Here is a 14924-nt window from a genome sequence, read left to right as displayed (position 1 = left end):
CGGAAGTCGCTTCAACAGTCGATATTCGCATCAAAAAGGCCGCCGTCTCTCCGAAGAGAAACGACAGCCTGCCGATTAAGCCAGTAATTCAAGCCACGCGACGCCGACCGGGCGATCAGCCGCCTTGATCACGATATGCCTGGCGGCACCCGGAAGCCCGACGCGCTCCAGCTCCGCCGTAACCGTCTGCCAGCCGCCATCCGTCCATTCGACCGCCGTCGCAGGCGCGTCCCGCCCAAAGGAAAGGAAAAGCTTGCCTCCGCCTTCGCTCTGTACGTGCAGACGAACCGCGCTTTTGCCTGTCGGACTGCCGTCAACCGATCCCCCGGCCGCCTCAAGTGCCGTTGCAGCCTCTCGTGCCGTATCAGCCTCGCATCCGTAAGCCAGCCAATCGCCAGGCTGTAAGGCCACGTACATCCATTCGTCCGCCTGCCATTCCTCGCCGCCGCCATGCTGGAAGTTCGGCGTCGTCCGTCCGGGGACGACGAAGCGGATGTCCGTGCCGTCGCCCGCACGGAAGCCTTCGGCCCGCCCGCCGGAGCCGAAGGCGGGCTGCGATGCCGTATCCCCTTCGCTCAGGCGGCGCGCCAAGCCAAAGCTCTTGCCCTCCCCCTCGTACCCGTAGAAAACGGCGGGAATGCGCACGGGCGCGCGTACGAACAGCGACTGCACGACGGCAGGCTCGTAGTCGCAGCGCGCGAGCGGCAGATTGTCGAGATACGCCCACAAAATGCGCTCCGCTTCGACAGGCGCCGGCTTATCTCCGCCCTCCAGATATCGCACGAGCAGCTCCCAGCCCTCGGGGCGGCGAATCGAGCAGGGCGAGTTGTCGGTGTCCATCTTTTTCCACGTCCAGAAGTTCCAAGAGATATCGTGATCCTCGAAAAGACGGAAGGCCCCCGCGTACCAGTCCTTGTTATTCTCGCCTCCCTCGCCCATGAACAGCGGCGCGTTCAGCCGCTCGCGATGGTCGAGATAGACCTGAATGCTGGCGGTGTCCGGCACGTTCCAGTACTTGTGGAACTGCAGCAGCACGTTGTCGTCGGGCAGCGCGTCGAAAATCGACCAGTCGGTCGCCCAGTGGACGCCCTCGAGGATGATCATATGCCGGCCGTCCACCTCGCGGATGGCGGCGATGACTTCTTCATAGAATGGCATCACGCTGCCGTTATGCGCGGCAAACCAATCCGGCAGCGGCTCGTTCAAGAGATCGTAGCCGGCGATGATCCATTCGTCGCGATACCGCTCCGCCAGCATGCGCCACAGCTCTACCGTGCGCACGCGGTTCGCCGCGTCCAGGAACAGCTCCGGCAGATCGCGCTCCGAGTCGTCGATATTCGTGCCCGTCTGTCCGCCCGGCGCGCCGTGCAGGTCCAAAATGACATAGAGACCGTACTGCTCGCACCAGCGGATGACACGGTCGATGCGCGCGATCATGTCCGGCTCGAACCGTACCGGCTCGCCTTCCTCCAGCAGCGTGCGCGCCAGAATCGGCACGCGCACGGAGTTGAAGCCCTCCGCCGCGATCCGCGCGATATCGGCTTCGGCGACATAACGATCGCAGTACAGCGCCCAGAATTGCGCCGCCTTTTCCTCGCCGACCAGCTCGCGAATCATACGCTCGATCCGGCGCGGGCGGTCGCCCCCCTCCGGGAAGCGCCACATATAGCCCTCCGGCAGCAGCCAACTGCCGAATCCGACGCCGCGCAGGAGGATCTCCTCGCCGCGGCCGTTGCGCAATACTTTGCCGTCCGCGCGCACGTAGCCGTAGACATCGCCGTTTTTGCCGCGCTCGGCGTTTACCGTTTCGTTTCCCCTCATCCTTTGATCGCTCCGTCCGCAATTCCGTTCAGAATGTATTTTTGAAGCAGCAAATACAATACGACGACCGGCAGCAGCGCCAGCACGAGCGAGGCGAGAATCGCCGACCAGTCGTTGTTGCCGTACTGGCCGAACAGCATGTTCGTCGACAGCAGCAGCGTATAGCTCGATGCGTCGGTGAGCATGAGCAGCGGCAGTAAAAAGTCGTTCCACATCCATAGCGCGTTCAGGATCGCGACGGTCGCGGTGACGGGCAGCAGCAGCGGCAGAATCACGGAGAAAAACAGCCGGAACTCGCCGCAGCCGTCGATGACCGCCGCCTCGTCGAGATCGCGCGGAATCGACTTGACGAAGCCGTGGTAGAGAAAGATCGCCATCGATACGCCCAGGCCGATATAGATGAGCCCGAGGCCGACGGTCGAGCCTTGAACCGTCATATTTTTGGCGATGCGAACGAGCGTGATCATGATGGAATGGAACGGAATCAGCATCGACAGCACGAACAGGCTGAACAAAAAGCCGCTCAGCTTGCCCGGCGTGCGAGACAGCTTGTAGCCCGCCATCGCGGCGAACAGCACGATGCCCGCGAGCCCGACCACAGTCACGGCCGCCGTATTGCCCAAGCTGCGCAAAAAGTCGATTTTCCGGTAGGCGTCCGCATAGTTGCTCCAAACGAAGTGTCGCGGCCAGGAGAGAATGCCGTTCAGCATCTCGCCCTCCGTCTTTACTGAGTTCAATGCGCCCATGTAAACGGGCAGCAGCGTGAACGCCGCGCCGACGATCAGCGTAAGCAGCGCAAGCAGTCCGGGCAGCGGGCTGCGGCTGCGGAAGCGTCCACCTGTCTCCGCCGTGCCGGTACCGCGAGAAACCCCGCGCCCCGCCTCCTTTGTTTCATAACGATGCGCGCTCATGCTTCCACCTCCCGCCGCTTCATCAGCTGCAGCTGGACGACCGTGATGACGAGCACGATCAGGAACAGGATCATCGCCTTCGCGCTTGCGTAGCCGTACCGGTTGCTGAAGCCGAACGCTTCCTCGAAGATATTAAGCGCGATGACCTGCGTCTCCCGCCCCGGGCCGCCGCCCGTCAGCGCGAAGACGGCGTCGAACACCTTGAACGACGAATTCAGCGTGAGAAAAATGCCGATCGTGAGCGCCGGGTAAATCATCGGCAGCGTAATATAGCGGAATGTGTGCCAGGCGCCGGCGCCATCGATGGCTGCGGCCTCCTTCAGCGAAGAGGGAACGCCCTGGAGCGCGGCGATGTAGATGACCATCAGATAGCCGACGCCGCCCCACAGCGAGACGATCAGAATCGCGTAAAAAGAAAAGGACGGGTCGCCGATCCAGGAGCGGTCGAGGAAGCTCAAGCCGGTTCGCACCGCCAGGTCGGGCAGCACGCGCGTGAAGACAAACATCCACATGAAGCCGCCGATGATCATGCTGAGCATGTTGGGCATGAAGAAGATCGTCCGGAAAAAAGCTTTGGTCTTGGCGCGCGATTCGATCAGCACGGCGACCAGAATGGCCAGCGCGTTTTGCAGCACGACCATGAAGAGCACGTATTTGAGCGTAAAAAAGACGGCATGCCCGAACGACGGGTCCTCCGTCAGCGCCTCGGCGTAATTGTCCAGCCCGACGAACGCATAGCGCGGGTTCAGGCCGTTCCAGTCGGTCAGGCTGTACCAGATGCCGCCGAACGCCGGCGCGAGCAGAAACGTCGCGTAGAACAGCAGCGCCGGGAGCACGAACGCGAGCAAGATGCCGTGCCGTTTGAGTCTGAGCCTGTCGATCATGTCGTAGATCCCTCCTTCGCCTGCGAAGCCGATCCGGCCCCGCGCCGCGGAAGAAGCCGCGGGACGGAGCCGGAAGGGATCACTTGCTGTTCTTGACGGCGTTCGCCCACGTGCGGTCCAGCGTCTTGATGATCTGCTCCTTGGTCACGCTCTTGGCATAGTAGCTCTGCAGCAGCTTCGCCGTCTCGTCGGTCACGCCGTTGGGCAGTGACAGATCGAGGTAAGCTTTGCCCTGTGCGACGTACGAGCTCGCCTCGGTGATCCACGGGAACGTATCGTACTTGTGCATTTCCGCGACAGGGTTAAACTTAAGCTCCTCGAACAGGGCGGAGGATGCGTTGTCGTCCAGCATGTAGTTGAGCAAGTCGAGCGCGACGTCCTTATTCTTGCTCGTCGGCGACACGGCTAGTGAAGTGGAGGTGGCGAGGTTGATCATCGTGCCGGCCGGATCGTTGCTCACCGGCAGCGGCGCGACGCCGAACTCCATGTCGGGATTCGCCTTCAGGATCGTCTCGGCCTGCCACGGTCCCATGACCCACATCGCGGCCTTGCCGTTCGCGAAGTCCGTCGAGCCGGCTGCGCTGCCGACCTCGAACGGCTTGGCCGTCCCGTTCGCCATGATCAGATCGATGATGTTGAAGACGTCCTGCACGTCCGCATAGGACGCCTCGCCTTTGTTCATCTTCTCGATCCAGTCCGGATGCGACGAGGTCACGACGCCGCCAAGCGACAATGCCATCATGAGCTGCGGAATCCACGACTCCTGGAAGCTCAGCTCGAACGGCGCCGCTTTTGTCGTCTTGAACTTTTCCACGGCGGCCTTCATTTCGTCGAGCGTTTGCGGCGGCGTAATGCCGAGCTCGGCGAACATTTTCTTATTGTATAAATAGCCCCAAGACAGGCTTTCGAGCGGCAGCGCGACCACCTTGCCGTCGTACGTCACCGTCTTGCGCACGCTCTCGTACACCTTTGGCACGAACGGCTGGTCGGACAGGTCGCTCAGGTAGCCTGCTTTGTAAAAAGTAGGGATATCGGCAATCGCATGCAGCGTGAACAGGTCTGGCGCGTCGTTGGAGGAAAGGCGGGTCTTGAGAATCTGCCCCGCCTGGTCGGAATTCGGCATCTCGAGCTTGATCGTGACGTCGACGTTTTTGTCCGCAAGCTCCTTGGCTTTAAATTGCTCGAAGTACTTGTCGAACTGGTCCTTGAAGCGCGGCAGGCTCATGAAAACCTTGAGCTCGACCTTGCGTGCCGGCTCCTGCGCGGATGCGGACGGCGAAGGCTGGGCTTCCGATGCGGATGCGGATGCCGAGCCGGACGGCACGGCGGGCGGCGAAGCATTGTCGTTGCCGTTGCCGCCGCAGCCGGCAAGCATGGCAGCCGCGAGCGTCATCGAGGACGCGGCGTAGAGCGCTTTTTTCATCTGGTGTTACCCCCTCTATCGAATGACTGCAAGCTCAGTATAGAGAGAAGTGAAAGCGGAAACATTCGAGAAAATTAGCTTAGCGAATTGGACGATATTGATATGAGGCTGACGACAGGCGCCTTTCCCTCTATTCTCCGCCCCTCAGCTCGCCGGGGGAGATGCCGAAGCGTCTCTTGAACACTCTGTAAAAATAAGCTAGGTCCACGTAGCCCGCGAGCTTGGCCGCCTGCTTGATCGAGACCTTGCCTTCGCGCAGCAGCGCCTCCGCATACACCATGCGCCGCATGGTAACGTAGTCGGTGACGCCCGTACCTACATGCGCCTTGAAGGCACGGCTGAGGTGCTCTTTACTGACGAAAAAGCGATGCGACAGCGACTCCAGCGTCAGCTCCTCGGCAAAATGCGCGTCGATATGGGCGCGAATCTCGTCCAGGTCGAGCCGGGTCCGGCCGCGAATTGCCTTCGCCGCCGCATCGGCGGCTTCTCCGAGCCGCTCCGCCAGCGCCATCGCCGCCTCATCGGGCGAGGAGCCGGGACCGAGCCGTCCCTCGATCCCGCTCCAGATCGGGACGATGTCGATTCCTTGCTCGGACGCGAACGTCTCGAGCATCGCCAGCGCGTCCTGCGCCAGCCGGGCAGGCAGCCCCTGCAGCTCTTCGGCGGTCAGCGCCCGCGTCAAGTATCTGCCGAGCGCGGCATAAGCCTCCGCGATGCCCGCCCGGTCCAGCTCCTGCAGGCTGGCATAGATACGGCGCTTCTCCAGGGCGTAGCGCTCCAGCACGGCCGAATCGGCGAACGCAGCCGGGAGCCGCCAATCGCCTGCAGACGCGCCGCTACCCTGCGCAGGCTTGTCTGATACGGCGTTTAATGCGGTTTTCGATGCGGCGTTTGATGCAGCGTCCGACGCGGCGCCGGCGCCCGCGCTTGGTGCGGACGCCGCTTCCAGCTCCCGAACGCAAGACGCCAGCGCGGCGTTCAACTCGGCCGGATCGAGCGGCTTCAGCAAGTAATCCACCGCCTTGGAACGAATCGCCTGCTTCAGATAAGCGAAGTCGTCGTAACCGCTCATGACAACGATCTTGGTCGCCGGGAAGCGCGCCCCAAGCTCGTTGAGCAGCTCCGTCCCGGACAGGCCCGGCATCCGCATGTCGGTCACGACGATATCCGGCGCGAGTTCCCCGATGCGGCGCAGCCCTTCCTCCCCGTCCTCGGCTTCGCCGGCGACCGCGAGTCCAAGCCCTTCCCAATCCGCGAGGTCCTTAACGATCTCGCGAGACCACGGCTCGTCGTCGACGATCAGAACGTTATACGCCATTCCCGTACCCTCCCTCGATAGACGCCGGCGCTACGATCGCTACCAGCGTTCCCTGTCCCGCGCCGCTCCAGACGCGGATTCCGTATTGCGTGCCGAACTGCAGCTTGAGCCTGGCATCGACGTTACGAAGCCCGATGCCGCGCCCCCGCTTCGGCTCGGCTGCCGACGCTGCGTCCGACGCCGTTCCTACGCCTCCGCCGGTGCCTCCGCTTCCGCCAGCGCCTTCGCCCAGGCGCCTGGCGCCTCCGGCGCGCAGCTCCGCCCTGATGCGGAGCAGCTCGTCCGCCTGCATGCCTGCTCCCTCGTCCTGCACGAGTATAACGATCCGTCCGCCGATGCGCCGGACGCGGATCGCAAGCCGCCAACTGCCGGGCTTGCGCTGAAGTCCGTGCTCGAAGACGTTCTCGACGATCGGCTGCAGCGTGAACTTCGGCAGGCGCCCCTCGAGCGCATTCTGGTCCGTCTGCAGCGAGATCGTGCAGCGGCCCGCGAACCTCCGTTCCTGAATGAACAAATAGTTACGGGTATGGGTCAGCTCGTCGGCAATCGGCACCGTCCGGTCCTCGGACCCGATCGCGTAGCGCAGCAGATCCCCGATGACCCGCGTCACCTCATAGATCTCGGGCGCCTTCTTCTTGAGCGCCATGCCGCCGATCATGTGAAGCGTATTGTTCAGGAAATGCGGGTTGATCTGCGCCTGAAGCGCCAGCAGCTGCGCGTCTTTCACCTCGATCTCCCGCTCGTACTCGTCCTCGATCAGCTGCCTGATCCGCTGCATCATCGAGTTGTAGCCGCGCTCGAGCAGACCGATCTCGTCGCGGCTGCGCACGGACATCGACTCGAAGCCTTGAACAGGCGTCGTCCGCATCAGGCGAGCCAGCCGGACGATCGGGCGGCTGATGCCGAGCGAGACGAGGACCGACAGCAGCGCGGACGCCGCGGCGAACAGCGCGCCCGTCCAGATGCCCGCCTCGATCGTCGGCCGCGCGCTGCGGCTGACCGACGAGATCGGGACCGCCTTGATTACCGCCAGCTGCCCGTCCCCGATTCTTTTCTGAAAAACGAAATAGCGATCCGTCCGTTGAAACTCCATGGCCGCGAACGCAGGCGCCGGACCTCGTAGCACCTCCGCCAGACGGGCGTCGTCCGGCGGCTCGGAGGAGCCCGACAGCAGCTCGCCTTCGTCGTTCAGCACGTAAACCAGGCTGTCGGGTTCCGAACGCAGGATCCTGCCGACCTCCTGCCACACCTCCCGGTCGATGCGGACGGATATGCCACCGATCAGGGCGCGGTCCTCGAACCGGTTAATGCCGTGGTACGCGTACGTGCCGTCCGGCGTTTGCTTGAAGTACATATTGACCGGCCCCTGCGAGATTCGCGTCCAAGGCGCATTGGCGGTTATGTCGAAAGTTCGAATCAGCCCGCTGGTTGTATAGTTAACTGTAAACGCTTTCCGATAAGCCTGCATGTACAACGTCAAATCGTCTACCTTGCGCGAATTGGCGTGAAACGCCGAGGTCAGCTTGTCCCGCAGCAGCTCTTGCGTCTTATACTGGACGACCGGGTCGGGGTTATCGATGTCGCCGAGCCCCCGCATCAGCTCCTGGTCGATTTGCAGCGTATAAAAGAGAATATCGATCTGCTCGATCAGCTCGTTCATGTACTGATCCGCCCACAGCATGCGCGAAGTGTCGGCGCCGACGATTTCCTTTTCGACCGAGCTTCTCGTATTGTTCGCCGCCAGCCAGGTGACCGTAACGACCGGCAACGCCGTCAGGCAAATCATCAATATGGTCAGCCGCATGCGCAGGCTCGTGCGTTTCAGCATGCAGCGTCCCCCTCTCCGTCGTCCGTCCTTGATGCCAAGCTTATCGAAAGCGCGCCTGACGCGCAAGATGCGAACACGGTACCTTTTTTCGCATAAGCTGGCGTTAGAACGGGAGGGATTCGCATGGCATACCGGATTATCGTCGATCTGTCGGACCGTATGCTCTACTTGCTGCAGGACGATACAGTAGTAAACGGCTACCCGGTCGGCATCGGCCGGATGGTGACGCAGACGCCGACGGGCGAGTACCGCATCGTCAACAAACAAGCGCAACCCGGCGGACCGTTCGGCGCGTTCTGGATGGGGCTGTCCAAGCCGCATTACGGCATTCACGGCACGAACGATCCCGCTTCGATCGGCCACTACGTATCTCACGGCTGCATCCGCATGTACAATGAAGACGTCCTCGCGCTCTCGCAGATCGTACCGATCGGCACGCGGGTAACGATCCGTCCGTAACTTTTCCAAGTCGATCGTCGGGATTTGGTGGCGTTTACGGGGCCGGCAGCCCTTTTCAGATTAACTTTTCCTGAGAAACTCGTATCCGGGCTCGTTCTTTGGTAGGATAGGAAGAATTCGAGTATAAAGGTTGGGATGACATGACGGAAGCTGCCGGCACGGAAGAACTCGATCTTCAGGAAGCGGCCGAACTGTTCAGATTAATTTATCCCGCTTTTGCGGCCCTTCTCGACAAAGCGGAGGCCGCGCGGGGACCGCTCAAGGAATTTCACTTGGCGATGGCGGCCGAGCATGCCAAGAGCGGCGTGCGGATTCTCGGATGGGACAGCCGCCGGGCCATTAACGCGATATTCGAGCTGTACAAGGAACACTATTTGGTGGAAGGGCGCATCGCTGCGGATCTGTGGGCGGCCGATCAGTTCGGCTGCGATCTCGAGGCCGCGATCGTCGAGTCCGAGGATATACGCGAGCTGGAGGAACGAATCAAGGCTGTCGTGATGCAGATCCGGCAGCGCGAATCCGAGCTGCAGCGGCTCCGCCGGGAGCTGGGCCAGCTGGAGGAGATTCGAGCCGAGCTCAGCCGGCCGGTCATTCTCCACGGCACCGCGGCAAGCGTGGCCGGAGGCGCGCCATCGGGCGATACGCCGGGAGCAAGCGGACAATCGGAGCCAACTGAGGCGGACGCCGTAGTGGCAGATCATGTGCCCTCGCCTACGCCGGCGCAATGAAAAAGACAGGATAGGCGGGAAGGTTCCACGTGGAATCGCCCGCCTCTTTATTTTCCGAAATCCATCGGCACGCCTCTGCTTTTCCCATAATTATACAGCATTGTTCCTATACACAATGTATCTTCTCCAGTTTTAACAATATCCCCTTCAATCAGGAACTTGTGGATCGAGACACCTACTCCCTCGCCTTCCCGCGCCTCCGCCATTTACCCAACTTTCACTCGAAAAAAGCTGTACTTTCCCATCCCAATCCGTTAAAATAAGAACAAATGTTCTCTATGGGGGGATCGTTATGCCCAGCCGCTACTTGATTCAGGACGCCATGCCCCGCTTCGGCCAAGAAGATTGCGAGCAGGCCCTGTTTGCCGCCAAGTGGCCGCATGGCTTCCTCTGTCCCCGCTGCGGGCATTCGCAATATTACGAGATATCGTCCCGCCAGCGCCCCCTTTTGGAGTGCCGCTCCTGCGCGCATCAGACCTCGCTTACGGCCGGCACTGTGCTCGAAGGCTCGCGTACGCCGCTGACGAAGTGGTTTCAGGCGATGTTTTTGATGCAACTTGGCATCAGCGCCCGGCTGCTCGCGGAGTTGATCGGAGTTACATATAAGACAGCTTGGCTCATGAACCACAAGCTCCGCCACGCCATCGGCGCATGGGATCTCGAGCAGCCGCTCGATGGAGATCTGCAGCTGCTGGGCGAGTATTATGGCTATGAGTACCACCGCTATATTGGCAGTCTCATTGCGCAGGGAGCGCTAAAGCCCCAGCCTATCGTCGTCGGTGCCTCTCTCAACGGCGCGGGAGATATCGTTTATCTCAAAATGAAAGCGGTCGAAGGTCCGGAAGTCGACGATACGACCAGGCCTGACGCGGACGGCGAGGAAGCAGCGGAACGTTTTACGCAAACACACGTCGCCAACGGAGTTGCGGACGATCGCATAGAACGGTTGGAGCGCGGCCACCGGGGGCAAACCGCGCTGCATGTCGCCTGGCGGGAAGCCGTGCGTTGGCTGACCTGGACGTTCGGCGGGATTGGCCCGAAGCATCTGCAGGCCTATCTGAACGAATTCTGCTTCCGTTACATCCTATGCCGCAACGACATGCTTGCCGAGTTGATCGCCTGCTGCGCTACAACAGAGACCATTACATATCGCCGACTGGTAGGCGCCCGCTCCGGCATTCGTCCGATCCCTTGGGCATTCAGGCGTTCCGCACGCAGCCAGCGGCATGCGGTATAGTATCAATAGTTCGTACGCATCCGATAACAAGGAATCCGCGTTCGCTTAGTTGACCGCTCTATGACCGCACGAATTATCCCTGATCGAACGGGATAGAAGCTTTTTTGTTTACGCCGACGTTTCGCTGTTCCCGCGTATGCACTTGCCTGAGCGAAGGGGATATTGTTAAAACGGCACGAAGAGTTGTTGCTTCTGATTCGACCCCCATTTTCTGGATATGAATTGCAAAACAGCGAGGCGAACCCACGCAATTGAATTCCTGCGTAAGTCCGCCTCGCTGTTTTGCTAGAATAAAGTCCGTCGCTCATCGCAGCTTCTTTTGCTTACGCGGGCAGATCCGGTCTCCTCACGCCGGTCTCTTCCAGCGGCAGCATGATGACCAGCCTGCAGCCAACGCCCGGCTCGGCCTCGCCGATCGTCACGGTGCCGCCCAGCAGGTGGACGCGCTCCATCATGGCGCTGAGCCCGAAGCCTGGCTTGGAGGCTCCGTAAGGCTCGCCGTCGCTGACGAGCTCGAACCGCACCAAGCCGCCATCCTCAGCGAGCACGAAGCGGAAGCGGCCGCACCGCCCATGGCGCAGGCCGTTCGTAATACCTTCCATCAAGGCATGGTATACGACCTTCTGTGCGAGCGCCCCCAGCGGCGGCAGCGGGTCGGGTCGATACTCGAACAACACGTCCGCCTGGCCCGTGCTGTCCCGGATCAGCTCACGCAACGCTTCCTGCAGATCGAAGCCCGCTTCGTCGTCCTTTAGCATCCGCACCGTTCGTCTCACGTCGTTCAAGCCTTTGCGGATCATCTCGCCGGCGGCGTTCATCCGCTCCACGGAACGCGGAAGGTCGCGGTCCGAGAGCTTCTTGGCCGCTTCGATCTGCACGATTGCCGCCGTCAGCGAATGTCCGACCAGATCGTGCATGTCGTGCGCGATCCGGCTGCGTTCCTCGAGTACCGACACCTCCGCCAACGCCTCCGCCGTCTCCTTGACCGATCCTGCCAGATGACGGTTGGCCTCTTCGAGCTCCTCGGTCCTTCTGCGCACGAGCTCCTCAAGGGACAGATGAAACTGCGCCAACTTAAGCTGAATATCCACTCTCGCGAGCAGTTCGCCCTGGGAAAAGGGCTTGGTCAAATAGTCGTTCGCGCCTGAGTCGAAGCCGAGCGTCAACCGGTCCAACCGGTTCTGCGCGGACAGCAGAATAATCGGCAGCTCGCTGGCCGTCCAACGCTCGCGCGCGAGGCGGCACACTTCGTAGCCGGTCTTGCCCGGCATCATGACGTCAAGAAGCATCAGATCCGGCTTCCCGTTTTGTTCCAGCCAGGCGGCCGCTTCCGCGCCGTTCGCCGTCTCGACGAGCCGATACCCGCTCCGGCGCAGATAGTGCCTCAGCACTTCCAGATTAACCGGTTGGTCGTCCGCAATTAGAATTAAAGGACGTCGCTCTTCGCCGCTCGTCGAACTTGCCCGCCTTTCCCCTGCATGCAGCTCTCCGTAGCTCCCAAGATCCAGCGGCAGCACCGGAAGAAAAGGATCTGTCTCCATTCCATCGTCGCCGGCTTCGCCCATATCGGTCCTTCCATTCGCTAGGCTAACGGCTTCCACGCCCGCGCTCGCAAGCTGGCGCTCCCCCGTCGCGACGATGCCGGCGTCTGTAGCTTCCTCTCGTCCAGTCGCGGCTGGCAGCAAAAACGAAGCCGTCGTTCCTAATCCCAGCTGCGAATCGAGCTTCAGCTCGCCGCCGTGCAGCCGGACCAAGCGATTGGTGATCGGAAGGCCGAGTCCCATCCCGCCTCCGTAGTCCGACGCGGCAGCCCCGAACGGCTCGAACAGCATCCCTAATCGCTCCGGCGAAATACCGGAACCGCTGTCCGATACGACGATTCGGACGCCCTCCTTTTCCCGCGCGGCCGACACAAGAACCTGTCCCGATTCGGTATATCGAATGGCGTTGCCGATCAGATTGTACAAAATCTGTTCGAGCCTGGCCGAATCTGCAAGGACAGTCAGCCGCTCGCCGCCCTTCTCGACATCCGCTCTTGCCACCGAGAGCTGCAATCCTTTGCGCTTCGCCAGCGGAGCAAGTGCCGCCGCAACCGTTTCGCACGCTCCCAAAGCGTCGACTTCCGCCAGCTTTAATTTGATATCTCCGTGACGGAGCCGGTCCATGTCCAAGATATCGTTGACCAGGTGCAGCAGCCGATCCGCGCTGCCCCGCACGAGCTGCAGATTGCGCTGCATCTCGCCGCCGACCGGGCCTGCGGCGCCGTCCAACAACGCGTCAGCCAAGCCTGCGATGCCATGAAGCGGCGTACGCAGCTCGTGGGAGGTATGGCTTAGAAAATCATCCTTTAATCTCGATAAAGTCCCAAGTTCCCGGTTGGCCGCCTCCAGCTCCGCGGCGTTGTGCTGCAAGGTCCGGTATACTTCCGAAAAGCGACCCAGCAAAATCATGCCAAGGCAGCCTACGAAAATCAGCAGGCTAAGCTGCAGACCATACAAAATGAGGAGAAACGTCCACATGGGCATGATGCGTTCCAGGTCGATTCCGAATAAGGTATCCGCCGAAATATTGATCAAGTGCAAGCATGCACCAAGTATAAGGACGCCGTAGCCGAGCAGCAGCCACTTGAATTCCTCGTTGCTCCGCAGCACGAGCGAGGCTCTGCTTCGCAGCACCGTGTAGCTCATCAGTACGAAAACCGCCGCAAATGGAATGACAGCCCATTCCAAAGCCAGCTTGCTGTACAAATAAGGAGATGTCAGCGATGATACGGCAGCGATAGCCGTATACCCGAGTACCGCCGCTCCCATCCAGCGATAGAACCTCCGATATCGGCCTTGAAGCATGTTGCCCATAAAGCCGATCAATCCGAACATGGCCAGCGGAAATAAAAGATCGCGAAAATATTGCAGACGGGTTACCGGCAAGTCCAAAAACAGGCGCAACGATACGAGCATGGAGAAAAATCCGATCCCCGCGCAACCCGTAATCAGCGCAAACCATAAATAAAGACGCTCCTGCCTTCGTCTGACAAATACCATAAACGCCGCGGCGGAAGCGCAGGCGAATACGATCGAGAAAACGGCGGGCACCCAATCGTTTTGCACCGTGAGACGGTCGATCAAATAACGATTTCCGATCACGTTCCAATTTTGCGGCAGCGCATGCCGATCCCATATCATTTTGAACGCCAGGTCCCGAGGCTGGTCGCCCGGCGTCAGCTTGACGACTTGATAGGTCAGGTAGGGGTTAAGATACGGATCCGGATTGTCCATATTGTACCGGAACAGGAGCTTGTCATTCTCATACACTTCAAATGACTTGGCATACAGCAGCAGTAAATTGGGATCGGCCGTTTCGAGCTTGGGCATCTCTTTTTCGAGCCAATACACGCCCCGATATGTTTTCAGCTTTTCTTTTTCCCGGGCATCGAAAGGTATCCAGCGGTCGGAGCCAGCGCCCTTCCGCTCGCCCCATAAGATGTTCCACTTGCTGCCGTAAGTGACTAAATACTCGCCGCCTGCTTCGCCGTGCGGCCCTTTGAGGCTCGCAGGCAGCAGCACCGTCATCAGGCATATGGCGATCAGGACCAAACTTCTCCACAAAAATGGAAGAGGCGCCTTAACGGTATTCACTCTGCAGCAGCTCCTTCATAATCGCGACGGCCGCGCGCCGGTCGTTGGTTCCGATCTTGCCGTAGATAACGCTGACGTAGTTTCGCACGGTTCCTTCGCTCATGAATAGCGTGACGGCGATCTGTTTGTTCGAGTAACCTTCGATCAGGAGCAGAATGATCTTGCGCTCGCGCTCGGTAAAAAACAGGCCCATCTTGTGCAGCTTCGTCTCGTCGAAGTCGTACGTATCGGTCGCCGTCAGTCTGGACGCCAGCTTTGCGGCAATGACCGGAGGCAGAAGCAGTTCGCCCTCCATCGCCTCCCGCACCGTCAGAACGACGCGTTCCGCCGCGATGTCCTTGAGCAGAAATCCGTCCGCGCCGCCCGCCATCGCGGCAACGATATATTTGTCCTCGGCGAACGTCGTCAAAATAAGCACGATCGTCTTCGGGTACTCGCGCTTGATCAACTTCATCGCCTCGATGCCGTCCATGACGGGCATTTTGATATCCATCAGAACGATATGAGGCCGATAGATGCCTGCCGCCTCGTAGGCTTCGCGCCCGTTCTCGGCCGTGCAGACGACATCCATATCGTCCTCCAGCTGCAGGATGGTCTGCAAGCCCTCCCGCATCAGCCGCTGATCATCCGCGATGACGATTCGGACCATGATGTGTGCCCCCGTTCTCTCGTTGCGCGCC

Annotated in this window: 11 protein-coding genes; 3 read left to right on the top strand and 8 right to left on the bottom strand. The window is 60.6% G+C overall.

The window, feature by feature from the left end; genetic code table 11:
* Positions 1-75: 75 nt before the first annotated feature.
* From ACFOTD_RS28200 to ACFOTD_RS28175, 6 genes are all read right to left on the bottom strand, one after another.
* Positions 76-1821, bottom strand: coding sequence for a cellulase family glycosylhydrolase (locus ACFOTD_RS28200; protein ID WP_378123290.1), 1746 nt, complete (start codon positions 1819-1821; stop codon positions 76-78).
* Positions 1818-2732 (bottom strand): carbohydrate ABC transporter permease, encoded by a 915-nt coding sequence (locus tag ACFOTD_RS28195; RefSeq protein WP_378123289.1) that lies wholly within the window; start codon positions 2730-2732, stop codon positions 1818-1820. The genes ACFOTD_RS28200 and ACFOTD_RS28195 overlap by 4 nt, the downstream gene beginning before the upstream one ends.
* The gene (locus ACFOTD_RS28190; protein ID WP_378123288.1) at positions 2729-3616 is read right to left on the bottom strand and encodes a carbohydrate ABC transporter permease; all 888 of its coding nucleotides are present in this window, start codon (positions 3614-3616) and stop codon (positions 2729-2731) included. Before ACFOTD_RS28190 ends, ACFOTD_RS28195 begins: the two co-directional genes overlap by 4 nt.
* A gap of 79 nt (positions 3617-3695) precedes the next feature.
* Positions 3696-5039 (bottom strand): ABC transporter substrate-binding protein, encoded by a 1344-nt coding sequence (locus ACFOTD_RS28185; RefSeq protein ID WP_378123287.1) that lies wholly within the window; start codon positions 5037-5039, stop codon positions 3696-3698.
* A gap of 130 nt (positions 5040-5169) precedes the next feature.
* Positions 5170-6357: a response regulator gene (locus tag ACFOTD_RS28180; protein WP_378123286.1), complete on the bottom strand. Its 1188-nt coding sequence runs from the start codon at positions 6355-6357 to the stop codon at positions 5170-5172.
* Positions 6347-8185: a sensor histidine kinase gene (locus ACFOTD_RS28175; RefSeq protein ID WP_378123285.1), complete on the bottom strand. Its 1839-nt coding sequence runs from the start codon at positions 8183-8185 to the stop codon at positions 6347-6349. Before ACFOTD_RS28175 ends, ACFOTD_RS28180 begins: the two co-directional genes overlap by 11 nt.
* A gap of 123 nt (positions 8186-8308) precedes the next feature.
* Here ACFOTD_RS28175 and ACFOTD_RS28170 point away from each other — a divergent pair, with 123 nt between their 5' ends.
* The 3 genes from ACFOTD_RS28170 to ACFOTD_RS28160 all read left to right on the top strand — a co-directional run bounded on the left by ACFOTD_RS28170 (position 8309) and on the right by ACFOTD_RS28160 (position 10609).
* On the top strand, positions 8309-8644 hold the full coding sequence (locus ACFOTD_RS28170; protein WP_378123284.1) for a L,D-transpeptidase: 336 nt from the start codon (positions 8309-8311) through the stop codon (positions 8642-8644).
* Between the two features lie 140 nt (positions 8645-8784).
* Positions 8785-9372: a hypothetical protein gene (locus ACFOTD_RS28165; protein WP_378123283.1), complete on the top strand. Its 588-nt coding sequence runs from the start codon at positions 8785-8787 to the stop codon at positions 9370-9372.
* A gap of 292 nt (positions 9373-9664) precedes the next feature.
* On the top strand, positions 9665-10609 hold the full coding sequence (locus ACFOTD_RS28160; protein WP_378123282.1) for an IS1595 family transposase: 945 nt from the start codon (positions 9665-9667) through the stop codon (positions 10607-10609).
* Positions 10610-10932: 323 nt separating this feature from the next.
* Here the strand turns inward: ACFOTD_RS28160 and ACFOTD_RS28155 are convergent, their stop codons facing one another.
* Together ACFOTD_RS28155 and ACFOTD_RS28150 are read right to left on the bottom strand one after the other, a co-directional pair.
* Positions 10933-14244: an ATP-binding protein gene (locus tag ACFOTD_RS28155; RefSeq protein WP_378123281.1), complete on the bottom strand. Its 3312-nt coding sequence runs from the start codon at positions 14242-14244 to the stop codon at positions 10933-10935.
* Positions 14231-14893 carry a response regulator gene (locus ACFOTD_RS28150; RefSeq protein ID WP_378123280.1) on the bottom strand — a complete coding sequence of 221 codons (663 nt, stop codon included), beginning with the start codon at positions 14891-14893 and terminating at the stop codon, positions 14231-14233. The genes ACFOTD_RS28155 and ACFOTD_RS28150 overlap by 14 nt, the downstream gene beginning before the upstream one ends.
* Between the last annotated feature and the right edge of the window lie 31 nt (positions 14894-14924).

It is taken from the genome of Cohnella sp. GCM10012308, from assembly GCF_042649185.1.
In the GTDB taxonomy this organism is placed as follows: domain Bacteria; phylum Bacillota; class Bacilli; order Paenibacillales; family Paenibacillaceae; genus Cohnella.
This window is presented reverse-complemented; position numbering and strand designations above follow the sequence as displayed.

What these genes read in the sequence shown, in the direction of transcription:
- ACFOTD_RS28200 (WP_378123290.1), bottom strand. Translation starts at nt 1,821, where the DNA reads ATGAGGGGAAACGAAACGGTAAACGCCGAGCGCGGCAAAAACGGCGAT.
- ACFOTD_RS28195 (WP_378123289.1), bottom strand. Translation starts at nt 2,732, where the DNA reads ATGAGCGCGCATCGTTATGAAACAAAGGAGGCGGGGCGCGGGGTTTCT.
- ACFOTD_RS28190 (WP_378123288.1), bottom strand. Translation starts at nt 3,616, where the DNA reads ATGATCGACAGGCTCAGACTCAAACGGCACGGCATCTTGCTCGCGTTC.
- ACFOTD_RS28185 (WP_378123287.1), bottom strand. Translation starts at nt 5,039, where the DNA reads ATGAAAAAAGCGCTCTACGCCGCGTCCTCGATGACGCTCGCGGCTGCC.
- ACFOTD_RS28180 (WP_378123286.1), bottom strand. Translation starts at nt 6,357, where the DNA reads ATGGCGTATAACGTTCTGATCGTCGACGACGAGCCGTGGTCTCGCGAG.
- ACFOTD_RS28175 (WP_378123285.1), bottom strand. Translation starts at nt 8,185, where the DNA reads ATGCTGAAACGCACGAGCCTGCGCATGCGGCTGACCATATTGATGATT.
- ACFOTD_RS28170 (WP_378123284.1), top strand. Translation starts at nt 8,309, where the DNA reads ATGGCATACCGGATTATCGTCGATCTGTCGGACCGTATGCTCTACTTG.
- ACFOTD_RS28165 (WP_378123283.1), top strand. Translation starts at nt 8,785, where the DNA reads ATGACGGAAGCTGCCGGCACGGAAGAACTCGATCTTCAGGAAGCGGCC.
- ACFOTD_RS28160 (WP_378123282.1), top strand. Translation starts at nt 9,665, where the DNA reads ATGCCCAGCCGCTACTTGATTCAGGACGCCATGCCCCGCTTCGGCCAA.
- ACFOTD_RS28150 (WP_378123280.1), bottom strand. Translation starts at nt 14,893, where the DNA reads ATGGTCCGAATCGTCATCGCGGATGATCAGCGGCTGATGCGGGAGGGC.